This is a genomic window from Dickeya oryzae, from assembly GCF_020406815.2.
Taxonomy (GTDB): Bacteria; Pseudomonadota; Gammaproteobacteria; order Enterobacterales; family Enterobacteriaceae; genus Dickeya; species Dickeya oryzae.
This window is the reverse complement of sequence record NZ_CP162670.1, coordinates 3,526,573-3,552,987: the sequence shown is the minus strand read 5'-3', so window position 1 is coordinate 3,552,987 and position 26,415 is coordinate 3,526,573. Positions and strand designations below refer to the sequence as shown.

Here is a 26,415-nt window from a genome sequence, read left to right as displayed (position 1 = left end):
GCATTCTTCGAGCGCGCTCGAAACAATCGCGTTTGGTGATGGCGGTGACGTGGCTATCGATGAACATGCATAGCTGGCAACACGCCCCCATCGTTGCCAGCTATGCCTAACCTCAACGATCAAATATGATGTTCTGGACGTGATGCCGCCTCAGTGGCGTCTGTATCAAAATGTTGACCAATGTTCAGCTGCGGGTTCTGAGTGTTTGCGTGTAGCGTTTCTTCCTCCTGAAGAGTCCTGGCTGGACGTCAACAGAGGCGTTGCCTGATCTGTAACTGCCAGGTATCCATGATCGGTACTGGCTTGCATTGCCGTGTTTTCCAGTCGGAATCGCCCTACCAACCCGGCAAGTAATTGTGACTGATGAGTGAGGTTTTTCGCCGTCGTGGCGCCTTTTTCGACCAGTGATGCGTTTTGTTGTGTTACGAGGTCGAGCTGCCCTACGGCATCGGTGATTTGACTGATGGCGGAGACCTGCTCCTTCGCCGTAGAACTGATCTCTGTGATGAAATCAGAAACTGTGCGTACTTGCGAAACGATGCTGTCCATCGATGCGCCAGCGCTTTCAACCAGATGCGAACCGTTTTCGACTTTCTCCATACTGGAGCTGATCAGTTTTTTGATCTCTTTAGCGGCTTCAGCACTGCGTTGGGCCAGTGAGCGAACTTCACCCGCAACAACGGCAAAACCTCGACCCTGCTCACCGGCACGGGCAGCTTCAACCGCTGCGTTCAGGGCCAGAATGTTAGTCTGGAAGGCGATGCCATCAATGATGGCGATGATTTCCGTGATTTGCTGGGCGCTGGTAGTAATGTCTTGCATCGTTGAGATCACCTGATGCATCACATCACCCCCTTGTTGCACTGTATCACGGGTTGACGACACGAGCCGGGTTGCTTGCTCCGCTGTTTCCGCGTTCTTTTGTACCGCGGAGCGAATCTCCATCATTGACGCGGTAGTCTGCTGCAAGCTGGATGCTTGCTCTTCCGTACGCTTGCTCAGGTCGGTGTTACCTGTGGATATCAGCATTGAGTCGGTGAAAATAGCGTCGGAACTGGTACGCACCATCGCGACGATACTTTGCAGACTATTTTTCATGTCGGCCAACGCGTTGAGCATTTCTCTGGCTTCGTCACGGCCATGTACCTGGATGTGGCAGGTCAGGTCGCCCTCGGCAATCTTTTGTGCCGCGTCGCAGGCATTCAGCAATGGCGAGGAGACGGCTGTGTGCAGACGACGGCGTGCACCGATGTAAAGGGCTAAACACACACATAGCGCCCCGATAAGCACGCCCATACTGGTTCTGGCGTTCGATGCCTCGATCGCATCAAAGGCTGCCAGGTTCTTATCAGCGAACGCATTAGAAACCTCAACAGTCTTGTCCACTGCTACGCGATGCGCTTCATAGAGCTTGTGTACGCCAGTCAGTCCCGCGCGCGCGGCCGCGGTATTGCCAGCGGCCAGCGGCTGCAATACGTCACGGCGCGCCGCCTCCAGGAATTTCAGCGCGGCATCGTGTTGTTCTCCCAAAAGATATTGCTCAATACCGAAGGTCGGTGTCTTGCGCCAGTAGTCGACACGCGTGGTATAGTCCTGGGCCAGTTTGTCGAACGTTTTGGTCGCTTCGGCTGGTGATAGTGTGCCATCAAGCCCTTGCGATAACGTTAGTCGAGCTTCTATCAGGTATAGCGGCGGTGGCAGGATATCCGCAGTGATGTCTTTAGCGGTGAAGATCTTACTGGCCTGCGAGAGCATCTGTTGCCCTGACCGCCAATTGACTGCACCTTGTGTTAACACTGATCCTAGTCCGATAAGCAGCAAAAAAAGTAGGATGGATTTTATCGATTTCATTGGAACATCCTCTGAGTAGCGTCCTGGCAGAGAGTTTTCTGCGCCCGAATTCGTTGCCAGCGAGAAGCTCGCGGCTGACTAAGCACACTGGGTCAAATGGCCGCCTCATCGTCCTGCACGTCATTCCTGAACGCGGCTCATGAATTCCTACAATAATTGTAATCGTTCTGGCACATATTGCTCGGGGCAATGGTCATGATAATCGGTCATTTCAGGCTATTTTTAAGGGAAGTGTGTTGCCGGAGTGGGGGTTTTGTTTTTATAAAACAAAGTGATTTTTGGGTTTTTGGTTGTCGGGAAGAATCTAGCCCTTGTTGTGGGCTGGTTGAGTTGACCCGCTTCTTGTCGGTTAGTGCAATCCAGAATTGGACAATTATGTTAATGATTTTGGCTCTAACCTAAAATAGAACGAATTGGGTCTGTCCGTATAGGTGCTCTACTTACCTACCATCAACCCGGCCCCTCGCTTGCTGCTGCCAACAGGGGGACCAGCACGTTGCTGATGGGGGTGGGAATACCGTGTAAATGACCGTAGCGCTGGATCACGCCATTGCGGATATCCCACTCCAGCGGGCGATTAGCCTGTCGGTCGGCGAGGATTGAAGTGCTTAAATCCGCAGGGGCATGATGGAACACATCAACGATCTCCTGCGCAACGCTATCATCAAGCACCGCGCCTTGCGCACGTGCGACTGCCAGACATTCACGCAGATAGGCCAGCGCCAGCTCGGTAACATCCCCACGAGAGAACATTCCGGCGCGGCGATTCGCCAGCACCATCAGGCCTCCGACGGCATTTTGCAGCAGTTTACGCCAGGCCACAGAGGTGAAATCCGATGACAATTCAACCGCGCAGCGGGTACCGTTGAGCGCATCGACGACCCGTTTTGCCTGAGGTACATCCGGCAGTGTCAGACGTGGTTTGGCGCGCAGCCAGACAGAGGCATCGGGTTCACGCTGTGCCGGGAACCAGACGACTGACGGCAGCACCTGTGCGCCGTTGACCAACGGGGTCAGTTGGGTTTTCTGCTCGACGCCATTTTGCAGTGCACACACGACAGTGTTTTCATCGCACAGTGTCGCCAGCCAGTCGGTGCAATCAGCCACCTGGGTCGTTTTCACCGCAAGAAACACCAAATCGAACGCATGGTTGAGCATCGCAGGGTTATTCAATACCGGGCCCGGCACCACCACTTCACCGTCATCGTGGCGCAGAACTAACTGAGGATGCGCAGTGCGCCCGCAAAGGACTGGCGTGCGGTTAATGTCATGCAGTAGCGCCGCAATAGTGGTGCCGATAGCTCCGGGGCCAATAAGCGCAATCGAAGTATGGTCTGGCATCTTGTCTCTCCTGATTTGACTAATTCATCACCAGTGTGCCGGTAGTCATTGTCGAGCGCAATTGGGTAGGTTGGTGCAGGTGTGCTTGTCGAATGTTTTAATCAGATGAAAGAAATACTGGATAACCGCCTGTTAGGCATTGGGCAGGGAATCATGGGGCGCTTGTTAGAGGAGCACGAGCGCCCTATGAGTCATTCACCTGCGTAATGCCGAGGGCACGATGCCGAAGCGGCGGCGGAAGGCGGCGGTGAATTTGCTGTGAGATTCGTAACCGACATCAAGGGCGATGGCGGCAACCGAGCGCTCGGATGACTGTAATAACACCATGGCGGTTTCCAGCCGGGTTTCCCGCACGCAGCGGGTAATGGTGTTGTCCTCCTGCGCCAGTCGGCGGTTTAAGGTGCTGATGGTGGTGGAGAGCGCTTGGGCTACCCGACCCGCTGACCAGTCGTCATATGGGCGTTGTGCCACCAGTCGGCGCACGCGCTCACTCCAGTTCATTGTCTCTGGCGGGGCCAGAACCACACCGGCGTGTTCAGCCAGTAGCAACAACACCTCCAACATTCGGTGTTCACTCAGCGTGGCTGAACTACCTGTATCACGTAGTGCATCGACAGTGCGTAAAAACGCGGTCTTGATAGCGACGTTATCCGCCACTCTGGCGACGCGGCGCAGTGGCTCCAGTGCGGCAAACTGACCGAAAGACTGATAAAAGCGCGCTATCGTCTCGGGTTGCAGGTTGAGGATCTGCGCCACATAGCGCCCTTGTGGTGCCGGGTCGTTGACAACATCCCATTGGGTGCCACGTGGCAAAATGAATATTTCTCCAGGTGCAAAATCACTGCGGCCTTCCGGTGCCAGCAACTGCTTGGTGCCAGAAACGACTAACCCAATCAGGTCAGCCCGAATAACCACGGTGCGTAATGCGTATTGGCTGCGGGCAACAATCTGATGCAAAAGCAGCGGGCTGGCAGCGTGTAGCGGGATAGGTTCGACGGGATTCGTCAGGGACAGGGCAGTATGATGGTGGGTTAGCGTCATCCCGTATCGTTATCCGTGGTGAAAATGGAGCAGAGATTGCACGAACCGGAACAACGGGAACAAGGGCGGTTCGCTACTATTGTTATCACAGTTTTTAGTGTGTGCTGACACTCATCGTCAAGGCGTTGCCGTTTGGAAAACGCGGTGAGTGACGGTCCAAGCCTACCATGAATAACAGGAGTATCGATATGAGAACCAGTTTGCGGATGACCCGTTCCTGCGTTTCATTATTTGCTGGTGCCATCATGACTGCCGCCGCAGCCCATGCGAATACGCTGACATTGTCCAGCCCGGCAATTGCGCCGAACAGTACGCTGCCTGCCAGCTTTGAATTTAACGGTTTTGGCTGCAGTGGGCAGAACCAGTCCCCTGCGCTGAACTGGCGTGGCGCACCGGCAGGTACCCAGAGTTTTGCCGTCACCGTTTATGACCCGGATGCACCGACAGGGTCTGGCTGGTGGCATTGGATGGTTATCAATATTCCCGCGAATGTAAACAGCCTTGCCACTGACGCAGGCGAGATTGGCGGTAAGCACTTGCCAACCGGCGCTAGCCAGGTGCGTATTGACTACGGGGTGGCGGCATGGGGTGGGGTCTGCCCGCCAGCGGGTGACAAACCGCATCGGTATATTTTTACCGTCTACGCTCTGAAAACCAAAACGCTGGAGGTGCCTAAAGACGCGAATCCGGCACTCGGTGGCTTTATGATTAACGCCAATACGCTCGCCAAAGCCAGTTTCACGGCTTACTACGGCCGTCCGGCGCAAAAGAATCAATAATAACAACGGCAATCCCCGCACGGTGGCGGGGGGTGTTGACGGACGACTGCCGTTTATTGGATGTGATGAAACACCGTGGTGCGGTTATCGAAATGCATTACCGCACACTGTTTCTGATAGCGTGATGATGGTGGGCGTTAATCACCGCTTTCGCTATATACAAATCCTGAATCGCCAGGCCGGAACTGTCGAAAACGGTGATATCGGATGCCGTTTACCGGCCGCTGATTTTACCTGCCAGCACATCACCAATCGCGAATACTGCTTTATCGTCACCAGTATGTTGGAACTCGCCGATGCGGCGGGATTGAACCGGAAAATCGCAGAATAATCGGCCGGTTGCCAGCAGTTCGACGGGCAGTTCCTGTTTACCGACCGCGTCCGACCCCATTGAAGAGATGTGGGTACCGGGGCGAACTTGCGGATACTGGCCCCGTTGGGATTTGGGCGAGCTTATGTGGCTGAAGCCGTGGCTCGCATGTGTCGACAGTTTCCGACGATTCAACCTTCACTGATGCTGTCAGACGCGCCGATTGGTACGCTGGATACCGACGATTGGGATGTGCTGATCCATGTCGGCCCACTGACGGATTCCAGTCTGGCATTGCGGTCACTGGCACCCAACCGCCGTATTCTGTGTGCCGCACCGGATTATCTGGCGAAATACGGCTGGCCTGAGCATCCGCGGGATCTGCACCTTCATGTCTGCGGGGTGTTGCGTGAAGACCGTGCGGATGCGTCGTTGTGGGGTTTTGTCCGCCGTGGTGGCAGCGAAACGAACACGGTGCGTATCAGACCGGCTTTCACCAGTAATGACGGCGAAGTGGTCAGGCATTGGGCTGTTGCCGGGCTTTGCCTGATTCAGCGTTCTGAGTGGGCCGTCGCGGATGATTTAAACGCCGGACGGCTGGTTGAAATCATGCCAGAGTGGAGCCTGCCAAACGCGGATGTTGTTGCGTTGCTGGGGCCGCGCGCTGGACGGGCGGCTCGCATGGAGCGGTTCGTGAATATGCTCAAAGCGATGCTGGAACCAGTGCCCTGGCGCACCTGAGCGTGTCATAGCTGACTGAAAACCACAGCGTAAACCACCGTATGCTGGTGAATGCATCATTACGGTGGTTTTCGGCACAGAGATAGCTGCCGTGAAAGGGAATAATCCTCCCTTCCACGGCCTGTCTCAGGCATTTTCTCCGGCTTCGAGCGTTTGGCGCTGGGTGAGTGTGGGGAAGTATTTCATCCACAGCGCGACAACCAGCAAGGTGCCAATTCCCCCGACGACGATAGCCGGTACGACCCCCAACCAGGCCGCCGTTACGCCGGATTCGAATTCCCCCAGTTGATTCGATGTGCCAATGAAGATGGAGTTAGCGGCACTTACCCGGCCACGCATGTCGTCCGGTGTTTCCAGTTGCACCAGCGTTGAACGGATGACGACGCTTATCATGTCAGATGCACCTAACAATAGCAGGGCGAGCAACGACACAAACAGATTGGTGGACAGGCCAAACGCGATGGTGGCGATGCCAAACATCGCGACGGCGGAAAACATGATTTTTCCAACATGGCGGGTAAGCGGGTGTCGGGTCAGGTAAACCGACATCAGCACGGCACCAAGCGCGGGCGCACAGCGCAGTAACCCTAATCCCCACGGGCCGGTATGCAGGATATCTTTGGCGACGATTGGCAGTAGCGCAGTAGCGCCACCCAGCAACACGGCGAACATGTCCAGCGAGATAGACCCCAGAATCACCGGATTACGGCGGATAAAATTCATGCCTCCGAACAGCGTTTCCAGGCTTACCGGTGCGCGAGCGGGCGCTTTGTACTCATAGCGCAGGTTGAGCAACACCAGAAATGACATCAGAAAGCAGGCTACGCTGGCGGTATACAGCGTGGTCGCGCCGATGAGGTAAATCACCCCGCCCAGTGCCGGGCCGACGATCACCGTCGCTTCACGGGCCGAGGCCATCAACGCCACGGCGCGAGACAGTTGGTTGGGGGCGATCAGATTCGGCAATAGCGCTTGGGTGGCGGGCATTTCGAAGGCTCGTGTCGCCCCCAGCAGCGCGGAACATGCATAAATCATGGTGGCGCTGATGGTGTGGGTGACGTTGCCCAGCACCAACACCAGTATGGTGGCTGCCATCAACAAGCGGCAACAAAGGATAATCACCCGGCGGTTGTACTGATCGATGGTATGACCGGCAACCAGCGTCAGCGCTAACTGTGGCAGGAACTGCGCCAGCCCGACCAGACCCAAATTCAGCGCGCTGTTCGTCAGGTCATACATTTGCCAGCCAATCCCGACCACCAGCATCTGAAACGCAAAAGAGGAAGCAATTTGTCCTAACCAAAAGCACAGAAAGGTGGGGTTTTTGAGTGGGGACGCGATTTCCACAGGGTGTTATCCATGCCAGTTGTTGTAATGAGAAGTGTTCAGTGTACCCAACTTATTGTTTTATTAAACTGAAGTTTTCTCCACAGATGTAAGGAAAAGATAACCATTGACCCATGCCTCTCATGGTGCGTTGTGGTAGTGAGAAAAGTGAATAAATTGAGTGGCTTTGATGAAAATGGTGAGCGAATATCGGTTTGTCTGACTCTTTTTGCTGACAGTGTTGAGTAAAAGACGATAAAATAATAAACACGAAATTTATTATGTATTGATATATTTAAAATTTATCAAACTTATTTGGTATTAATGAGGATTATTATGCAACAGTTGCCTGCTTGCCCTAAATGTCAGTCTGAATACACCTGGCAGGATGACGCAATGCTGAATTGCCCGGAGTGCGGACACGTATGGTCGATGGAGGGTGACGCGGGGGCACAGGAGGAAGGGCTGGTGGTGCGTGACGCCAACGGTAACCTGCTGGCAGACGGCGACACCGTTACCGTCATCAAGGATCTCAAGGTTAAAGGAAGCTCGTCGACATTGAAAATCGGCACCCGTGTGAAAGGGATTCGTCTGGTGGAAGGCGATCACAACATCGATTGTAAGATCGAGGGTTTTGGCGCAATGAAACTGAAATCTGAATTTGTGAAGAAAAACTAAGTCTGTCCCCGCCTCATCCGGCGGGGCGTACTGCCCGACATCGTGTGGAATATTACGGTAAGGTACGGTGGGCTACCCGTACGTTAGCTGGCAGTATCGATCGGTATATAGTCCACCCGATTACGGCCCTGGTGTTTGGCCCGGTATAACGCGGCGTCGGCCGTGCCGTACAGGGTATCGAATCCGGTATGCGGCGGTGCCCAACTGACACCGAAGCTGGCGGTGACCTGATGTTCAGGCAGCGGTTCCAGCGGTGAGTGATTCAGACTGGCGTGGATATGCTCGGCGATATCTACCGCCGCCATTAGCGTGTAGCCGTCCAGCAGGATGGTGAATTCCTCGCCGCCGACGCGGCCAATACTGCCTTTCCCTTGTAATACATCACGAATACGAGCAATCAGCGAGCAGATGACGGCATCTCCGGTTGGATGGCCGTAGGCGTCGTTGACCTGTTTGAAATGGTCGATATCCAGCACGATCAATGCCGCCTGATCCTGCTCCAGTGCGTGATCGACCAGGTCGATGATCGCGCTGCGGTTGAAGACGTCGGTCAGTGGATCATGCGTGGCTTTGTACTCCAGTTCCACCGCCAACTGATGCAATTGGGTATTCAGGCGGGTCAGTTCGCGCTCCGCCCGATCGCTACGGGTGATCAGCCGGTGGGTTTCACGTACCAGACGTTGGTAGTGTTCTGCCAGCATAATCAGGCTTTCCCGATACACCTCCGCTGGCATGTCGGCCTGAGCGGCGATATTACGCGCCGACAGCAGGATGTCATATTCGGGGGTGAACAGTTCGTAGCTACTCATGCCGTTACTCCAGAATGTGGGGGTGGAATTCGAGTGCAGAAAAGTCGATATGCAGCTCTTGTCCAAACTCCTCGGCAATGTCATCGTCCTGGTCGTAATACCAGTGCAATGCAATGGGAAGCTGCTGCTGGGCGGCCTTGTCGAGAATATTGAACAGGCTAAAAAGCATCTTGGTGCTGGAGCTATTGAAGTAGGGCAGCGATACATGCACGTCAATGCGCGTTGGTGAGGAGGGGAATGCGGCAAGGCAGGCTTGCAGGTAGTGTTGTACCCGTTCAATCAGCGGGCCATAAAATGCCGCTGCGTTTTCCGGGTAAGACTCGCCGGAAAGTGAAAGCTGATGTGTATCAAAGCGAAAATCCACGGTCGGCGTGCTGGCTGTGCCGGTAATATGGAGATTGTTCGTTGTTATTATGTCTGTCATGGTTAAATCACCGCCTTCAGATAAAACGTGGAGAGCCCGGTGGCGTCGTCGCTACGAAAGGTGAACTGCAGTGGCTCGCTGGCGTCGCGGGCCACGGTCAACAGACCGATATCCGCCCCTTTGCTGGAAGCCGGAATGTCTTCACGCAGCGAGGTCTTATAGGCAAGTCTGATTTCATCAAGTGTCATCGTGCATAGCGGTTCCAGCCGCTGGCGAAGTATCTCCGCATCTGCCGGGTATACCCGATTGGCGCTCAATAAAAAGTATTTCCCCGCTTCAACGCCGATACACACCGAGCCATGACGGATTTCATTGGTCTGCTCTTCTGTCGTCAACGCTGAGGCAGAATAGTGGATGATGTTTTGCACCATTTCCACAAAACTGGAAAACAGTTTGCGACGCACGCTGGGGGGCACCCGGCTTTTTTCCAGTTGTAAGCGCACTGTTTCTGCCAGTGAGCAGATAATGTTTTGTGAAAAGTACCCCACATAGTACAGCGCGATATCCTGCTGTTGGGTGAGGTCAAAGAATTCAGCGTACTTCGTTTCAGACATGTTCCGGTTTTACCTGGTTAAGCGTGTTCATGGTGCCTGAAGCCCCAAAATGTAAGATCGTCTCGTCGTGCCTGCGTTCCTTGCCAGGCGCGATGGTGTTGTAATAGTTGAGTAGCAAGCTGACTCATCGGCAGTTCCCCGAGGCGTTGCAGCAGATTTTGCAGGCGACGTTTGCCGAATTTAATCTGCCGTTCGCCGCCTATCTGGTCGAGTAAACCATCGGTGGCGGCGAAGAACAGATCCTGCGCTGACAACGGGCGCTGAAACGCCGGCCAACTGTAGTCATATGGCGTATTGGTATAACCGACGCCCATCCGGTCGCTATCCAGCGTCAGCAGGTCACCGCTTTGCGCATCGGTCACGAATGCGGTCATACGCGCGCTGGCCCAGTTGAGAGTCTGTTCAGTGGTATTCACGTAGACCACCAGCGCATCGCAACCATCATCGGAAGCGGACATCTGCCCCGGGTAGCCGCTTTTCTGACCCAATGTATCTTTGATGTATCGATTGATGCTGCCCAGCAATTGCCCCGTCTGGTCCGGGCGGTATTGCGCCAGTGCCTGTTCCAGCGCTGAATTGAATATCAATGTCATAAAGGCACCCGGTACGCCATGCCCCGTGCAATCGGTAAGCACGGCCAGCCAACCTTGTTCATATCGCCGGAAGGCATAGCAGTCACCCCCGACGCAGTCGCGCGGTTCCCACACCAGACACCAATCCTGCAAGGTGGCTTCCAGTGTTTGACGGAATGGGGTCAGCATCGCCCCCTGAATGACGCTGGCGTACTCTATGCTTTGGACTATCTGCTGGTGCTGGCGCACATGGGTGTCCGACACAATGCGGAACAAATCGATACCCAAGCCGATACCGAGGTAGTGGCCGTTTTCGGTAATAATGAAGCCGTCAGCCAGAAAGCGTTCACCGCTGATGACCGCCTTGTCCGCGACATCGCTCAAGGAGGCTGAGGCCTCGACGATAAGCGGCGTTTTATCCATAAACGCGATGCAGCTTTTTCGGTCATACAGTTCACGGTAATAAGGCCGTGACATTTGCGACAGGAAACTATGGCGGTTGATCAGGCCAAACGGGCGTCCGTCTTCCACGACTGGCAGGCTAACCAGGTCTTTGTGGCGGCTGAACAACTGCAATACAGTGGCGTTATCGGTGGAGGGAGAGACATCCGGCGTGGTGATACACAAGTCGCGTGCGCTTGGAAAGGAAACGAAATGTAACCGATGTTCCTGTGGCGGTAAGGCGCTCATTGTCTTGTCTTTCTGGGGAATTAGGCTATCGTCACGGTAGCAGTCGCAGATGACGGAAACATGACAACGCGCTGAAATGCTAAGGAACTGTCAGGTTTCTCTTTACAGTCATGGCTAAATATTTCTGATGTGCTCGTTTCCTGAGCGTTTTTATGCTTTTTTCGTATTAATGAAAAAATAAAATGGCCGATATATTTTAGGAGTGGATCTGTCTTTATCTATTTCGTTCACACGGTGCGAAAAATGAGATGGCACCGTGTGTGGTTTGTAAACCACTCTTTCTATTTCCTGATAGATAGTTTTAGACGGCACTACCCGTAAATAATGTAAGTGAAGGAAGGTCAATATCACTTGACGTATGAAGGGTATATACGGGGGTAAATCTGTTAAGCCGTCTTTTTGATACATGCTTTGGCAGGTATGTTGTTTTTTTTTCGGTGTGTTGGTGTTACGTCGCGGTAGTAAATCAGTGCCCTTAGAGGCATGTTTTCGTTAGAAAAAAGGAGTGATATCGTGGTTATATCAGGCATTCAGAATCAAAACATTACATCGTCTTCCTATCCACAGCAGACTTATGTTGCGAATAGTAACTCAAGCGACAGCACCGATGCTCTCGGCGCTAATCAATCTGTTTCCCTGAAAACAGGGAAAACAAATGATTCGCAAAATAATCAGTTTCAGGATAATAATTCCAACGATGTTACTGATACGCGTGATCGCAGTGCATCATCACTGGACGAGCGTTTAGCTAAAGAAAAATTACAGAAACAGCAAAATGAATCCTCCGTGGAGCGCTCATTGCGGATGACCGGTATCCCGCTGTATGGCGGCGTGCTGGTGTCTGTCGTGAAATATCCTGATGGTCAGAGTGAAAGTTATAATGTATTTACCGGGAAACGTATTTCATCTACGGATCCCACTCTGAGTGGCGTGCGTGCGCCAGCGAGTGCGGCAGAGTTTGGTTATTATAGCCAGGGCTTATATAGCGGCATGTCGGCAGCGGAAGTGTACGAGAAAATACAGCATCTATTGAACGCAGGTTCCGGTGACGTTGCCTGGAAATTGCCGGGCAGCGGCGAATTGCCGCAAACCAGTTGATATGCAAACGTATTGCTGACGCTTTATTCTATATTTAATAGCATTAATAGCCTGATTTATTATCAGGTGGTTATCTATTTTTAAATTTTATTCCTTTAGTCTTTCCAAAACCAAGGTTCATGTTTTTTCATGAACAATGCTTTTTCATGTCACTGGTTTTTCATGAATATCGGTTTTTCATGGACAGCCGTTTTTCCTGGCTTGCTCAGCTACATTCCACCCCAGTAAGTTCCTGTCTCTGATGGCCTCGTCACCGCTTATTTTCTTATTGGTTACAATGAGATGTTCTAATTACAGGTATAAGTAATTGTTTCTGTTGCTCCGTTCGGGCGTTGGTTAAGCTGGCGGCTATGGGTTGCCCCTTCAGTGAGTGATGAGGCACAACACCGGACTTCATCTCACTCGCTGTTCTGACAAGGATACAAGAATGACCACGATTCTCATTGAGGATGCCAGAGAAGAGCATATTGCCGCTATCCAGGATATTTATACCCATCATGTTTTGCATGGCACCGCGACGTTTGAAACCGAACCGCCCGATCAGGCGGAGATGTTGGCTCGCTGGCGGAAAATTCGTGATGCTGGCTTGCCCTGGCTGGTGGCAACGGAAAATCAACAGGTGTTAGGGTACTGCTATCTGGGGTTTTATCGCCCGCGCTACGCGTATCGTTTCACACTGGAAGATTCTATCTATTTGCACCCGGAGCAGGTGGGAAGAGGTTTAGGTAAGCGCTTGCTGTCCGAGGCCTTGCGACGGGCTGAGCAGCAGGGATACCGTCAGGTGGTGTCGGTCGTTGCTAACAGTGGCAATCAAGCCTCGCTGCAGTTGCACTTGTCGTTGGGGTTCGAACAGGCAGGCACGTTACGTTCCGTCGGTATGAAGCACGGACGCTGGTTGGATACGGCCTTGTTGCAGCGTACGTTAGGCGAAGGCGACAGTTCCTTGCCACCTGCCTGAACGGTGGTGTGAGCGAGTTTGCTATAACGGAGCCCGTCAGAGCCGCAGGGCCGCTCTGACGGGGATGAGGCTGTCATCAGCGATGATGTAACTGGGCTTGCCACAGCGCCAGCACGCTCATCAAGGCGGTGATCATCAGGTAGTAACTGGGTGCCAGGCTACTGCCGGTGGCGCTTATCAGTAGCGTACAGATGAACGGTGCAAAGCCGCCAAACACGGTGACCGCCACGTTATAGCTGATTGCCATGCCGCTGGCGCGGGTTGATACCGGGAACAGATCGGCCATCATCGACGGCACGGTGGAGAAATACACCGATTTCAACAACGCCATCCACCCGACCACGATAATCAGTGAGGTGGCCGACAGATATTCCGTCATCAACCAGAATGCCGGATAGATAGTCACCGCCAGCAACAGCAGTGATCCCCACATCAGCGGCAGGCGTCCGATTTTTTCCGCCCACAGCCCCACCAGCGGTGTAATCACCGTCAGAATAATGCCAGCAATCAGCGTGGCGCTAAACGCTGCGCCTGACGGCAAATGCAACGTTTTGGTCGCATAAGTAGGAACATAGTTCAGCATGTAGTTGATGGCGGTGGAAATCACCATCAGGCCGACAGCAATCAGGAACAGTCTTTTCTGTCGGGTAAACAGGGTTTTGATCGGTGCCTGCGTTTTCTCTGCCTGCGCAAAGTTTGCTGGTTCATGTACATGACGTCGGATATACAACCCCACCGGGCCAATTAACAAACCGAAGGCAAACGGAAGACGCCATCCCCAGTCCTGAATCTGGGCTTCGCTCAATGACTGTGATAATCCCAGGCCGAATGCCGAGGCCATCAGAGTGCTGGCCCCTTGGGTGGCAAACTGCCAGCTGGCGATAAAGGCGCGACGCTCGGGGAAATGCTCCACCAGAAACGCGGTGGAACTGCCGAACTCGCCACCTGCGGAAAATCCCTGAATCAGCCGCGCCAGCATAATCAGGATCGGTGCCGCTATGCCGATGCTGGCATACGTGGGCATCAGGGTGATCATTGCGCCGCCCAGCAGCATCAGGCTGATGGACAACAACAAAGAGGCCTTGCGCCCGGCTCTATCCGCATAGGCACCCAGCACAATGGCACCCAGCGGGCGAATGAGAAAAGAAACGCCGAAGCTGCCGAAAGCCAGCAGTAAGGATACGGTTGGATCCTGCGTAGGGAAAAACGCATGGGCGATGTAATTGGCAAAAAAGCCGTATACCGCGATGTCAAACCACTCCAGCGCGTTGCCGATGCAGGTGGCAAACAGCGTTTTATACAGGCTGGGGCGCGCGGTACTGTGGTGTGAAACCGATGCAGTCGTCATGATGTTTCCCTCAGCGTGGTGTATTGGCGTCACGGTGTGCGCGATGCGCAGCCATAACCGTATGGCCTTGTTCACCCAGTTCCCAGAACAGGCGGGTCATTATCTGCAAACCTTCACGGGCGACGCTGATCAGCATGTGTTCATCCACGGCATGTTGACCGCAGGCAGGGTAAGAGTGAGGGATCCACAATGTCGGCAGGCCGAGGATATCGGCAAACACTTCGTTGGGCAGCGAACCGCCAAGGTTGGGCAGCAACGCCGGTTTTTTATCGCTGGTCTGGCGCATCAGGTCGAGCGTCCAGTTGACCAGCGGGTCGGTGGGGTCAAGGCGTGTGGCCGGTGTGCCACGCACGTCACTGATTTCCACCATCGTGAAACCGTGAGTGTCGAGGTGCTGACGTAAATGCTGTGTCAGTTGCTGCCAGTCGGTGCCGACCACGAAACGCAACTGACAGACTGCGGTGGCGTGGCCGGGAATGGCATTCATTGGCCGCTGTGGGTTACCGGTCAGAAACGACAGCACTTCCAACGTATTCCAGCCGAACAGCCTTTCAGATGCGCTTAACCCAGCTTCACCCCAGTTTGGGTCGATAGCCGGATCCGTGGCTTGCCCGCCGGGCGTGATATCCGAGAGGATGGTGCGCAGGGCTGGCGTCAGATGCGGCGGCTTCAGTGCCTCTACCTGCATCTGACCGTGCTGATTGACCAGACAGGCAATCGCGTTAGCCAGTTGCGTCCCGGGGTTGCTCAGTAATCCGCCCCAGTTGCCGGAGTGGTAATCTCGCTCGCGGGCGCGGATGGTCAGTCGAAAATTGACGCAGCCGCGCGAGCCGAGGAATAACGTCGGACGTTCTGCGTTAAGGCGTGGGCCGTCTGACGCGATGAACAAATCGGCTTGCAGTGCTTGCGCATGTTGATGACATACGTCGGCCAGGCCTGGTGAGCTTATCTCTTCGCCCATCTCGAACAGCCACTTGCAGTTAAAGCCCAGTCGCCCCTGGCGAGCCTGAAATACCTGCTCCAGCGCCGCAATATTGACGGAGTGCTGGCCTTTGTTGTCGGCGCTGCCGCGTCCGTACCAGCGGCCCTCGCGCTCCACCAGTTGCCACGGGGAAAGCCCTTCGCTCCAGTGCTCATCATCGCCGAATACCACGTCGCCGTGGCCGTAGCACAGCACGGTGGGCAGGCTGTCGTCTTCAATGCGAGAGGCGATTAAAAACGGACGGTTAGCGCCTGTCGGGTTATCGATTTGCTGTAAGTCGAAACCGAGTGCCTGTAGCGCCGGTATGATTTCCCCGGTGAGATAGTGCTGTAGCTCGGCGTCCCGGTCGTTTCGCTGACTTTCGCTGGCGATGGCGATGCGGCGGGCTAAAACGTCACGAAAGCGGCCGCTATCGAAGTACGCCAGAGCCTGTTGAATAACCTGTGGTGTTGTCATGTGATGCCTGTCTGTGATGATGTTTGATGTTGTGTTTTTTATGTTGGATAACTTTTTTTGAACTGATTTTTATCGAACGTATTCGTGTCGTACGGTTCTATATCGTTCTATTCATCCTGTTCTAAATCATCACCAGCATTGCCACAATAATAATAATTGCAAGCAAGCTTTGCTTTTAATATAAAGCTTGGTTGCACAAAAACGAGGCAGGCGAAAAAGCGATGCATAGCAATGAAATCAGGTATTTTCTGGCGGTGGCCAATACTGGCTCGCTGAGCGCCGCCAGCCAGCAACTGTTTGTGGCGGTATCTGCTATCAGCCGACAAATTCATAAACTGGAGGAGCGCATCGGTGCGTCGCTGTTTGAGCGCCACGCTCGCGGTATGGTGTTGACCGATGCCGGGCAAATACTGGAAAACCATGTGCGCAAAAGCATGATGGACATGGAATACGCCATCGCGGAGATTCAAGGGTTAAAGGCGGTACGGCGCACGTTTGTTCGGGTAGCCTGTACTGACGGGATGGCATTTGATCTGCTGCCGGGGTTATTTGCCCGTTTTCGGCGGGATAACCCGGCGGTCACGTTCTTCCTGCAAGTCGGTAGCGCGATACAGGTATCAGAAATGGTACGCAACGGCGAGTGCGATGTGGCACTACAGTTTAGCTTATCCCCGGATCGCGGCGTTGAAGTCATGGCGTCTTATCCTGCACCGGTGCTACTGCTCATGCGGCCTGATCATCCGCTGGCGAACAAATCAATCCAGCTACCGGACCTGCATGAGTTTCCGCTGGTACTGCCGCAACAGGGGACCACTATTCGCCAATTGTTCGATCTCTCTTGCCGGATGAGCGGCACGTTTCTGGAGCCGACGCTCAGTTGCAACAATTTTTCCGCGCTGTACTACTTTATGCAGCAAACGCCGGATGCCGTCACCGCCTGTAGCCATTTCTCGGTACTGTATCGAGCCAGGGAAGACGGCCTGTTGCTTAAGCCGGTACACAGCGAACCGTTGACCCAACGCAGCCTGCAGGTGCAGACGCTTGCAGGTAAGCACCGTTCTGCCGCATTAAGCCACTTTATTTCTTTTATGATTGACGAACTGGGCCGCGAGCACGCGAGACTGGCGGCAGATATCGGACTGGAGCCGCTACCTGCCGGGATGTTGAAATAGTTGAGAATAATAGTCGGTGGGCCTAGCGTTCCCAGCGGCAGATACGCCAGCCTTTCTCCTGGGCTAATTCCGCCAGTTCAGGCACCGGGTTGACGACATAAGCCTGATCAACGAACTCCAGCATGGCGCGGTCGTTAAGCGAGTCGCTGTAACCGTAAAGTTGCCCAAAAGGCTCGGCGTCACGCTGTGTCAGCCATTCACGGATGCGGGTAACCTTGCCGTGCTGATAAGTTGGCACCCCGTGAATATCGCCGGTAAAGCGGCCGTCTTCCAGGGTCACACCGATCGCCAGCGCGTGATCGGCTCCCAGGTGACGCGCAATCGGTCCTACCAGATGTTCGCCGCTGGCAGAGATGACCACCAGGGTATCGCCACGCTGGCGGTGCCACGCCATTTGTTCGCGTGCTGCCGGGTAGAGGCGGGGCAGAATATCGCGCTGGATAAAGCGTTCTATCCAGCCGGACACGGTCTCTGTGGTTAACCCAATGAGTGGCGACAGTGAGAGATACATATAATCTTCGATCGCCAATGTACCTTCATAGTAGCTCTGCATCAGGTGTTTTTCCCGTTGCAGCAGCTCTTTGCCAGCGAATCCCTGTGATTCGAGCCAGCGTAACCACAAGCCGGTGCTGTCGGCGCAGATCAGGGTTTCGTCCAGATCAAACAGGGCTAAATCCATTGGGGTCCTCCGGAAAGTCAGAATGGATAGTGAAAACAGTGCGTATAGTGAAAACAGAATGTATCGGGCTGTCGGTATTGTAGGCATGCGCACTGGTGTCCAGTGTACCAGCGATTGATGACAACGGCGCGTCAACAAAAGGCACATGACGTGAGTGCGTGTATGGCGATTCCCAACCTTGCGAGCAAGCGCGCACAATCAACATGAGATACAACAAGCTGATTGACGAAAATCATCCGTTGAATCATAAAGATGGCGGTCAGTTTGAGGGTGTTTTTATCTTGTAAATGTTTTTATCTTGTAAATGCTTTTATTGCGGGTAGACCAGCGGTTTGGCAACCCGCAATGGCAGGCGGTTATTATTTCGTCAATTGGCTTAATTGATAGCAGAAAAATAATTAATTTTTGTTATTTGTTGTCATGAAGTAATCGATGCGACAATCACCCGCTTTCATCTATTGACCTTGGTAGGCTAAATGGTGACAGTTCACCAGCTCAATAATGATAACCCGAACAAACCAAAGCGCATTGAAGCGCTGACAATGTTGCGTAAACCCGCGTGTAAGCCAACAGTGTCGTCTAAACCAAAAGGACGCGTGAGATGCGCACAGTAAAGAAACCTTACCCGTCGTTTCATGCTGAACATGTAGGCAGTTTTGTGCTGCCACCTCGTTTAAAGCAGGCTCGGCTGGCATGGCGGCAAGGGCTCATGACCCGTGATCGGCTAACTGAAATCGAAAACGAAGAAGTGCTGAATGTGGTCGAGCGCCAGAAAGAATGCGGTTTGCACGCGATTACCGACGGTGAACTGCGCGTTCGCAATGGTATTGGTGATTTTTTCTCTTGTCTGACGGGGATAGAGGTTGATGAGACCGTTTCCTCTGACGGTGATATGCCCCACCCATTACGAGTCGTGGGTAAACTGGATTTTGACGACAGTCACCCCTTTCTGACCCATTACCGCTTTTTGCATCAAGCGGTGGGTGAGGGCGTGGAAAACCTGGCGAAACAGACCCTACCCAGCCCAAATATGCTGATGTACCCGGCCATTCGCACCAATGAGGTTTATCCGTCATTGGATGCATTCTGTGATGACCTGGCTGCGGTGTATCGCAAAATTATCCAGGCGTTTTACCGCCAGGGTTGCCGTTATATCCAGCTCGACGATCTGTTTTGGGCTCGCCTGTGCGACAGTCAAATGATGGTGCGAGAACATGCCGCCGGGTTTGAATTATCGGAATTGCTTGAGCGTTGCACCCGCACGCTGAATCAGGCACTGGCGCAACGTCCACAGGATATGTTTATCAGCCTGCACATGTGTTGTCGCCGTTTTTCACCCAATTGGGTGCATGGCCGTGGGCGTGAGGTCATGGGGCATGCGATGGCAAACCTGTCGGTAGACAGCTTGTTTATCGAGTATGACGACCGTCGCCCGGTTGGGCTGGAACCGTTACGCCAGGTGAGTTGCCAGAAGGTGGTGCTGGGGGTCATCGATTCCCACAGTGCTGAGTTGGATGCGCCGCAGTCAGTCAAGATGGCCATCAATACCGCATCGTTGTATGTACCGTTGCAACAGTTAGCCATCAGCCCGAAGTGTGGCTTTGGGCACTGCGAACAGCAAGGGATCACGGAAGAACAGCAATGGGCCAAGCTACGGCATATGGTGAATATCGCTCATAACGTCTGGACCATGCCGGAATAGTCTGTCTGGTAAAACAGCGCTGTGGTATAGCGTCAGTGTTGATGACATGCGCCTGACGCCGGTTCGTCAATCGTTCGTCTTTTTCCTCCCCTGAAAGGTGTTGGTTGAAAATAGTTAGGTCATTCAGTGATCTGGCTCTCCTGTTGATCATCAGGTGCTATACATAATTCTTATGGCACTGCAACATAACCGCCGATGCCAGTCCTGCAGACTGGCAGCTAATGCGTTTTACGAGAAAAAATGATCGGCTGGTGCCGGTGTTATGGCAAAACAGACCGATCATCCTCTGACCAAATAAAGAGAATCTGTTATGGAAAGATGGTTTAAATCTCTGTTTGTTCTGGTTTTATTTTTTGTTTTTACGGCGAGTGCGGCAGATAAACTGCCCAATATCGTTATCCTGGCGACCGGCGGTACTATTGCCGGCTCAGCGGCAACGGGTACCCAAACCACGGGTTACAAGGCTGGCGCGCTTGGCGTGGATACGCTAATCAACGCTGTGCCTGAGGTGAAGAAACTGGCTAATGTGAAGGGGGAGCAATTCTCCAACATGGCCAGCGAAAACATGACCGGTGATGTGGTGCTCAAGCTGAGCCAGCGTGTGAATGAACTGCTGGCACGGGATGATGTGGATGGTGTAGTGATCACCCACGGGACCGACACTGTGGAAGAGTCGGCTTACTTTCTTCATCTGACGGTAAAAAGTGACAAGCCGGTGGTGTTTGTCGCAGCGATGCGTCCGGCAACGGCCATCAGTGCTGACGGCCCGATGAACCTGCTGGAAGCGGTACGCGTGGCGGGTGACAAGCAGTCTCGCGGTCGTGGCGTGATGGTGGTGATCAATGATCGTATCGGCTCTGCCCGCTACATCACCAAGACCAACGCTTCTACGCTGGATACGTTCAAGGCGAATGAAGAAGGCTACCTGGGCGTTATCATTGGTAACCGCATTTACTACCAAAACCGTATCGACAAGGTGCATACCACCCGGTCTGTGTTCGACGTGCGTGGCCTGACTTCTCTGCCGAAAGTCGACATTCTTTATGGCTATCAGGATGACCCGGAATATCTGTATGACGCGGCTATTCAGCATGGCGTAAAAGGTATCGTCTATGCTGGTATGGGCGCAGGTTCAGTGTCCGTTCGCGGTATTGCTGGTATGCGCAAGGCGATGGAGAAAGGCGTTGTTGTGATCCGTTCTACCCGCACAGGCAATGGTATTGTGCCGCCGGATGAAGAGCTGCCAGGTCTGGTTTCTGACTCTCTTAACCCGGCACATGCCCGCATTCTGTTGATGCTGGCATTGACTCGCACCAGTGATCCGAAAGTCATTCAAGAGTATTTCCATACTTATTGATTGTCTTTATGTTGGTTGTCTTCGCGTTGATCGCTTTAGCGTGTGAGTGCGATTTGAACTATGCAGGCCGCCTTTGGGCGGCCTTATTGTTGATAACAGAACCATCAATAGCAGCCGATGTTTCATGGGAAGATTAGCCATGTCTGGTGTAAATCGTGGCGTGTTGTGCTGGATTTGTGCGGAAAGCTGGCGTGAAGTGGCTTTCCCCGTACCAGAGCCGTACGGAGGCTTTCTTAATGAGGATTATTGCCTGTATGATTCTGCTCTTGGTACGACAGGCGCAGGCTGACGGCAACGTTGTTGCGCAGAGCTGGCCTGAGAAAAAGAAGGACAGGTCGTGACATGACAGAACCCATTTTTATGGTCGGCGCCAGAGGGTGCGGAAAAACCACCGTCGGCCGTGAGCTGGCGCGGGCGCTTGGCTATGAGTTTGTCGATACGGATATTTTTATGCAGCACACCAGCGGCATGACAGTGGCGGACGTGGTGGCAGCGGAAGGCTGGTCGGGGTTTCGTCGCCGGGAAAGCGAGGCCTTGCAGGCTGTCGCGACACCGAATCGTGTGGTGGCGACCGGTGGCGGTATGGTGTTGTTGGAACAAAACCGCCAGTTTATGCGTGCGCACGGAACGGTCGTCTATTTGTTCGCGCCAGCCGAGGAGCTGGCGTTACGCTTGCAGGCAAGCCCACAGGCACACCAGCGACCGACACTGACCGGGCGGCCTATTGCTGAGGAAATGGAGGCGGTGCTCCGTGAACGCGAAGCGTTGTATCAGGATGTAGCGCACTATGTGGTCGATGCGACCCAACCGCCCGCCGCGATTGTCTGCGAATTGATGCAGACGATGCGTCTGCCTGCGGCCTGACGGACAACTGATTTTTTAACAGAAGGGTTGGCATTATGCTGAATGTAAATGAGTATTTTGAAGGAAAAGTAAAATCCATCGGGTTTGACGGTAGCCGCATCGGTCGTGCCAGCGTCGGGGTGATGGAAGCAGGCGAATACACGTTTGGTACCGGTCAGGCGGAAGAAATGACCGTCGTTAGCGGTGCGTTGAACGTGTTGCTGCCGGGAGCACAGGAATGGCAGTTGTTCGAAGCCGGTGCTGTGTTCAACGTGCCGGAAAAAAGCGAATTCAAATTGAAAGTATCCGAGCCGTCCTCTTATCTGTGCCGCTATCTGTAATCCCTACTGGTTTCTTTTCGTGATAAGCGGCTACCGTAATCGGTAGCCGTTTTCTTTTGGGGCCAGTGGTGCATTCTGCACATTCTGTGTCCACGTAATCTGTTGATCATGTTGTTGTCATATTTTCGTCGAAACGTTTTGCTATTTCGTTTTATAGTGATAGTGACGTTTGGTTATTATCAGAAAAACCGATGGTGATAGTGAGGATATATATTTCCCTATATTGTTGTTTTGTTATTAATTGGGAAGGCAATATTATTTTCTTATAGAAAAAATTTCAGATAAGTCTGTAAATCTGGTATCAGCCATTGTATTTTCCTGTAAGGAGACCTTGCTTTGGACTCCGATGTCGTGAGTCCGCGTGATGGTAAGTGATACTTATGGCTATGGTTTCCTTTTTTCGAATGGAATGTCTCGTTACCAATGAGGCGATCGGTGTAGTTATCTAGGGAAGCATTTCAATAATAACGTGGTCATTATGCTCAAAACTATTCGCGCTCGAATTCTGGCCGTGTGTACGGCTATCATTGTGGTTGCCTTGGTCATTAATACGTTTTTAAATTACCGGGTAACCGATAAATATAACGATGAATCTATCAATAACCTGCTTGTTGCTGTAACCGCTGGTCATAGTCTGGCGATCAGTGATTGGGTAGCCTCTAAAAAACAAATTATTACTTCACTCAACGCCGTTGCGTTAACCAATGACGACCCCATCCCGGTATTCAAACAGATGGCGGCCGCAGGCAGTTTCATCAATGTTTACATGGGGTATGCCAATCACACGGCGAAATTTTCAGACCCTGGCGGTATCCCGCCCACTTATGACCCGACTGTTCGCCCCTGGTATCAGCAGGCGGTGAGAGAAGGGAAGGCTGTCGCGACAGCACCTTATCTGGACATGGCCACCAATACCATCGTGGTGTCGTTTGTTGCTCCGGTACTGGATGGCGGTAACGTCAAAGGGGTGTTGGGCAGTGATGTGACCATGGACAGCGTCATCGCCAACGTCAAAGCCATCCATCCAACCCCGTCCAGCTATGGCATTCTGATTCAGGCTGATGGCACGATTATCGCCCACCCGGATGCCAAACTGACGCTGAAAAAGCTGTCTGAGATAGCCCCACAGTTGAATCTGGCACAGATGCTGAAATCCAGCAGCCCGGTACAACTGAATATCAGTGGACGTGACATGCTGGTGAGAACTCAGCCAGTAGCGGGCACCGATTGGTATGTGCTGGTCGCGCTGGATAAGGCGGAAGCTACGGCGGGGATGGGGTCGCTGTTGTGGACGTCGGTTATCGCGCTGGTGATCATCAGTATTCTGGGTTCGGTGGTGCTGGGGCTGCTTATCAGCGCGTCGCTGCGTCGCCTGCTGCAGATTCGTGACGCCATGGATGACATCAGCCACGGTAATAACGATCTGACCCAGCGTCTGCCGGATGAGGGCCACGATGAGGTGTCGCAGATTGCTCGTTCGTTCAATAGCTTTGTCGATAAGCTCAGCATGATCATGCTGCAGATTCGCGATATCAGTGCGTCGCTGCAAATGGCGACCGATGAAGTGGCGACCGGCAACAATGATTTGGCCTCCCGTACCGAAGCTGCTGCTGCCAGCCTGCAACAGACCGCTGCCGCGTTGGAGCAGATTTCCGCCACCGTGACACAGTCGGCCGGTTCTGCCCAGCAGGTGAATGACCGGGCGCTGGCGTTGGCGAACGATGCCAGTGTCGGGGGCAAAGTGGTATCCGAAGTCATCAATACCATGGAAGAGATTGAGGTGGCGTCCGGCAAGATTGGCGACATCATCGGGGTTATCGACGGCATTGCCTTCCAGACTAACATCCTGGCGTTGAATGCGGCGGTGGAAGCGGCCCGTGCGGGTGAGCAAGGGCGTGGCTTCGCTGTGGTGGCCGGTGAGGTGCGTAACCTGGCGCAGCGCAGTGCGCAGGCGGCGAAAGAGATTAAGTCGTTGATCGAATCTACCGTTGAGAGCGTGAATGTCGGTTCGCGTCAGGTTCGCCAGGCCGGGAACACCATGACTGAGATTGTCGGCGGCGTATCGTCAGTAACGACGGTCATGTCGGAAATCACGCATGCATCGGGAGAACAGATGCGCGGGATTCAGGAGATTAACAAGGCCGTCGCGCAACTGGATTCGATGGTGCAACAGAATGCGGCCATGGTGCAGGAAGCGGCGTCTGCGTTCGCATCGTTGCAATCGCAATCTGAAGAACTGCACTCCTCCATCAGCCATTTCAAGCTGTAAATCAACAGGGCGCCGGGTTACCCGGCGTCCAGAGGCCGACGTTGATTACCGGTCAACGTTGTGCCTCGCCACCTAAGGCTTCGGTGAGGCTGGCTATCAATGCGGCGACTTCACCGGTCATCAGCGTAAAATCTGCATCAAACCGTTGTGCCACGTCTTCCCGGTCGATATCGTCGTTTTGTTCACGTAGCGTATCGGCGAATTTCAGCCGTTTGAGTGAGCCATCATCCGCCAGCACCAGTTGGATGCGCTCCTGCCAGTCCAGCGCCAGTTTGGTGACCACTTTGCCTGCTTCGATGTGGGTGGCTATCTCGTCACTGACCAGTTCCTGCTTCTTACAGCGGATCACGCCGCCATCTTCCAGCACAGCTTTCAGTTCGGCTTCGTCCTGCAAGGTAAAACCGGCTGGCGTTTGACCGGAGCGGACCCATTCGGTCAACGTCAGTTCAATCGGGTTTTCCATCGTGAGTGGGACCACCGGCAGCGACCCCAGCGTTTTACGCAGCAGCGCCAGTGTATCTTCCGCTTTCTTGGCGCTGGCGGCATCCACCATAATCAGATGATTGACGGTGTCTATCCACAGCGAAATCTGGCTAAAACGACTGAAGGCGCGAGGCAACAAACTGTGCAATACGTCGTCTTTCAGCGCGTCTTTTTCAGTTTTCTTCAGTTTACGGTGCTGTTCACCTTCCAGTTTGTCGATTCTGGCCTGCAGTGCTTGTTTGATGACGGGAGCCGGCAGGATTTTTTCTTCTTTGCGCGCACAGATCAGAATCTGACCATTAGTCACGTGCGTCAGGGCATCACCGTGCGGGCCCATCGGCGACACCCAGCCGGTTTTGGCCATATCCTGACTGCCGCAGGGGGTGAACGCGAAGGAGGCCAGCTGTGTCTCCATGGCATCCGCAGAGAGGCTGATATCGCGACTCAGGCGATAGATCATCACATTTTTAAACCACAGCATTTTTCTTCCCAGACTGGCGCGTCTCTGGCGCGCTTTCTCGTGAGCACACGAAGCGAGTTTCAAGACGCAAGGGTTAATCGCAGCGGGCATAATAACGAATTGTGGTGAGAGGCGGTACGATTACGATAATGTCATCGTCAGTCATGTGTGAGTTCGGTAGACCATTATCGACATCTACCTAATGGGCTCGCCAGATAAACAGGAGACAACGTGCGAATAGGTATTGATTTGGGCGGCACCAAAATCGAGGTGATCGCGTTGACGGATGACGGTGAGGAAGCCTTTCGTCATCGAGTGGCGACGCCGCGCCACGATTATCGTCAAACCCTGCTTGCTATCGCCAACCTGGTCGAGATGGCGGAGCAGGCCACAAGGCAAGGCGGCAGTGTGGGTATTGGTATTCCCGGTACGTTGTCACCGGTAACCGGCCGGGTCAAAAACGCCAACTCGGTCTGGCTGAATCAGCAACCGCTGGATCAGGATCTGGCGCAACTGTTGGGCCGACCGGTACGGGTGGCGAATGACGCCAACTGCTTTGCGGTATCCGAAGCGGTGGATGGTGCCGCGGCAGGAGCCAGTAAAGTGTTCGCGGTGATTATCGGTACCGGCTGTGGCGCGGGGATGGCGTTGGAGGGACGAGTTCACAGTGGGCGCAACGGTGTTGCAGGTGAATGGGGTCATAACCCATTGCCGTGGATGGATGAGGACGAATGGCGTGACCAGCAGGCCATGCCCTGTTATTGCGGCCGTACCGGGTGTATCGAAACGTTTATTTCCGGGACTGGCTTTGGCATGGATTATCAACGTCTGAGCGGTCATACACGGCATGGTCATGAGATTATTGCGTTGGCTGAACAGGGCGACCGACTGGCGGAGCAGGCATTGCAGCGCTATGAACAGCGGCTGGCGAAGTCGCTGGCGCACATCGTTAATGTACTGGATCCTGATGTGATTGTGCTGGGTGGGGGAATGAGCAACGTGAAGCGGCTGTATGACACCGTCCCCGCGCTGCTAAAACAATGGGTATTTGGCGGTGAGTGTGACACCCCGGTTCGACAGGCGATGCACGGCGACTCCAGCGGTGTGCGCGGTGCGGCCTGGTTGTGGCCGCGAGAATCATAACCGAGAAT

General features: G+C 53.7%; 24 protein-coding genes and 1 pseudogene. 12 read left to right on the top strand and 13 right to left on the bottom strand.

Translation table 11 applies throughout. The features are described from left to right. Positions 1–165: 165 nt before the first annotated feature. The 3 genes from LF929_RS15470 to LF929_RS15460 form a co-directional block, all read right to left on the bottom strand. A complete protein-coding gene (locus LF929_RS15470) occupies positions 166–1,755 on the bottom strand; it encodes a methyl-accepting chemotaxis protein (RefSeq protein ID WP_226092635.1) in 1,590 nt (529 codons plus the stop codon). A 546-nt stretch (positions 1,756–2,301) separates the two neighbouring features. Beyond that, entirely contained in the window at positions 2,302–3,192 is an 891-nt protein-coding gene (locus LF929_RS15465; protein WP_226092634.1) for an oxidoreductase, read from the bottom strand. 195 nt (positions 3,193–3,387) lie between these two features. Beyond that, positions 3,388–4,233, bottom strand: a complete 846-nt coding sequence (locus LF929_RS15460) for an AraC family transcriptional regulator (RefSeq protein ID WP_226092633.1) — start codon at positions 4,231–4,233, stop codon at positions 3,388–3,390. Positions 4,234–4,421: 188 nt separating this feature from the next. Between LF929_RS15460 and LF929_RS15455 the strand changes: the two genes are divergently transcribed. Then, complete coding sequence (locus LF929_RS15455; RefSeq protein WP_226092632.1) at positions 4,422–5,012, top strand: YbhB/YbcL family Raf kinase inhibitor-like protein; 591 nt, start codon at positions 4,422–4,424, stop codon at positions 5,010–5,012. 97 nt (positions 5,013–5,109) lie between these two features. On the opposite strand, the pseudogene LF929_RS15450 reads toward LF929_RS15455, so the two are convergent. Beyond that, a pseudogene (locus LF929_RS15450) lies at positions 5,110–5,430 on the bottom strand (ornithine cyclodeaminase family protein); the annotation flags it as partial. On the opposite strand from LF929_RS15450, the gene LF929_RS15445 reads away from it, so the two are divergent. Continuing rightward, positions 5,431–6,063 (top strand): LysR substrate-binding domain-containing protein, encoded by a 633-nt coding sequence (locus LF929_RS15445; protein ID WP_264084970.1) that lies wholly within the window; start codon positions 5,431–5,433, stop codon positions 6,061–6,063. 126 nt (positions 6,064–6,189) lie between these two features. Here LF929_RS15445 and LF929_RS15440 read toward each other — a convergent pair whose 3' ends face one another. Further along, complete coding sequence (locus LF929_RS15440) at positions 6,190–7,410, bottom strand: MFS transporter (RefSeq protein ID WP_226092630.1); 1,221 nt, start codon at positions 7,408–7,410, stop codon at positions 6,190–6,192. A gap of 315 nt (positions 7,411–7,725) precedes the next feature. Here LF929_RS15440 and LF929_RS15435 point away from each other — a divergent pair, with 315 nt between their 5' ends. Then, on the top strand, positions 7,726–8,067 hold the full coding sequence (locus LF929_RS15435; RefSeq protein ID WP_012883700.1) for a zinc ribbon domain-containing protein YjdM: 342 nt from the start codon (positions 7,726–7,728) through the stop codon (positions 8,065–8,067). Between the two features lie 83 nt (positions 8,068–8,150). On the opposite strand, the gene LF929_RS15430 is transcribed toward LF929_RS15435, so the two are convergent. From LF929_RS15430 to LF929_RS15415, 4 genes are read right to left on the bottom strand one after another with little or no spacing between them, the layout of a single operon-like run. After that, entirely contained in the window at positions 8,151–8,876 is a 726-nt protein-coding gene (locus LF929_RS15430) for a GGDEF domain-containing protein (protein WP_016941733.1), read from the bottom strand. 4 nt (positions 8,877–8,880) lie between these two features. Continuing rightward, positions 8,881–9,300, bottom strand: coding sequence for a DUF1987 domain-containing protein (locus tag LF929_RS15425; RefSeq protein WP_038907247.1), 420 nt, complete (start codon positions 9,298–9,300; stop codon positions 8,881–8,883). A gap of 2 nt (positions 9,301–9,302) precedes the next feature. After that, complete coding sequence (locus LF929_RS15420; RefSeq protein WP_016941735.1) at positions 9,303–9,854, bottom strand: SiaB family protein kinase; 552 nt, start codon at positions 9,852–9,854, stop codon at positions 9,303–9,305. A 17-nt stretch (positions 9,855–9,871) separates the two neighbouring features. Next, the gene (locus tag LF929_RS15415; protein WP_226092629.1) at positions 9,872–11,116 is read right to left on the bottom strand and encodes a SpoIIE family protein phosphatase; all 1,245 of its coding nucleotides are present in this window, start codon (positions 11,114–11,116) and stop codon (positions 9,872–9,874) included. 513 nt (positions 11,117–11,629) lie between these two features. Between LF929_RS15415 and LF929_RS15410 the strand changes: the two genes are divergently transcribed. Next, positions 11,630–12,214 (top strand): hypothetical protein, encoded by a 585-nt coding sequence (locus LF929_RS15410; protein WP_038907250.1) that lies wholly within the window; start codon positions 11,630–11,632, stop codon positions 12,212–12,214. Between the two features lie 427 nt (positions 12,215–12,641). Next, positions 12,642–13,172 (top strand): GNAT family N-acetyltransferase, encoded by a 531-nt coding sequence (locus tag LF929_RS15405; RefSeq protein ID WP_210176611.1) that lies wholly within the window; start codon positions 12,642–12,644, stop codon positions 13,170–13,172. Between the two features lie 76 nt (positions 13,173–13,248). Here the strand turns inward: LF929_RS15405 and LF929_RS15400 are convergent, their stop codons facing one another. Continuing rightward, a complete protein-coding gene (locus tag LF929_RS15400) occupies positions 13,249–14,520 on the bottom strand; it encodes an MFS transporter (protein ID WP_038907252.1) in 1,272 nt (423 codons plus the stop codon). Between the two features lie 10 nt (positions 14,521–14,530). Further along, the gene (locus tag LF929_RS15395; protein ID WP_210174767.1) at positions 14,531–15,958 is read right to left on the bottom strand and encodes a M20 family metallopeptidase; all 1,428 of its coding nucleotides are present in this window, start codon (positions 15,956–15,958) and stop codon (positions 14,531–14,533) included. A gap of 221 nt (positions 15,959–16,179) precedes the next feature. Between LF929_RS15395 and LF929_RS15390 the strand changes: the two genes are divergently transcribed. Beyond that, a complete protein-coding gene (locus LF929_RS15390) occupies positions 16,180–17,130 on the top strand; it encodes a LysR family transcriptional regulator (RefSeq protein WP_210174766.1) in 951 nt (316 codons plus the stop codon). A gap of 22 nt (positions 17,131–17,152) precedes the next feature. On the opposite strand, the gene LF929_RS15385 is transcribed toward LF929_RS15390, so the two are convergent. Continuing rightward, on the bottom strand, positions 17,153–17,809 hold the full coding sequence (locus tag LF929_RS15385) for an HAD family phosphatase (RefSeq protein ID WP_038907256.1): 657 nt from the start codon (positions 17,807–17,809) through the stop codon (positions 17,153–17,155). Positions 17,810–18,410: 601 nt separating this feature from the next. Between LF929_RS15385 and LF929_RS15380 the strand changes: the two genes are divergently transcribed. From LF929_RS15380 to LF929_RS15360, 5 genes are all read left to right on the top strand, one after another. Then, positions 18,411–19,511 (top strand): 5-methyltetrahydropteroyltriglutamate--homocysteine S-methyltransferase, encoded by a 1,101-nt coding sequence (locus tag LF929_RS15380; protein ID WP_210176609.1) that lies wholly within the window; start codon positions 18,411–18,413, stop codon positions 19,509–19,511. 310 nt (positions 19,512–19,821) lie between these two features. Further along, on the top strand, positions 19,822–20,868 hold the full coding sequence (locus LF929_RS15375) for an asparaginase (protein WP_226092628.1): 1,047 nt from the start codon (positions 19,822–19,824) through the stop codon (positions 20,866–20,868). 342 nt (positions 20,869–21,210) lie between these two features. After that, positions 21,211–21,732, top strand: a complete 522-nt coding sequence (aroL, locus tag LF929_RS15370; protein ID WP_226092627.1) for a shikimate kinase AroL — start codon at positions 21,211–21,213, stop codon at positions 21,730–21,732. Positions 21,733–21,767: 35 nt separating this feature from the next. Continuing rightward, a complete protein-coding gene (ppnP, locus tag LF929_RS15365; RefSeq protein ID WP_012770784.1) occupies positions 21,768–22,052 on the top strand; it encodes a pyrimidine/purine nucleoside phosphorylase in 285 nt (94 codons plus the stop codon). 478 nt (positions 22,053–22,530) lie between these two features. Continuing rightward, a complete protein-coding gene (locus LF929_RS15360) occupies positions 22,531–24,321 on the top strand; it encodes a methyl-accepting chemotaxis protein (RefSeq protein ID WP_038903644.1) in 1,791 nt (596 codons plus the stop codon). A 52-nt stretch (positions 24,322–24,373) separates the two neighbouring features. Here LF929_RS15360 and rdgC read toward each other — a convergent pair whose 3' ends face one another. Beyond that, positions 24,374–25,285 carry a recombination-associated protein RdgC gene (gene rdgC / locus LF929_RS15355; protein WP_038926509.1) on the bottom strand — a complete coding sequence of 304 codons (912 nt, stop codon included), beginning with the start codon at positions 25,283–25,285 and terminating at the stop codon, positions 24,374–24,376. Between the two features lie 210 nt (positions 25,286–25,495). Between rdgC and mak the strand changes: the two genes are divergently transcribed. Then, positions 25,496–26,407 (top strand): fructokinase, encoded by a 912-nt coding sequence (gene mak / locus LF929_RS15350; RefSeq protein WP_226092626.1) that lies wholly within the window; start codon positions 25,496–25,498, stop codon positions 26,405–26,407. Positions 26,408–26,415 lie beyond the last annotated feature (8 nt).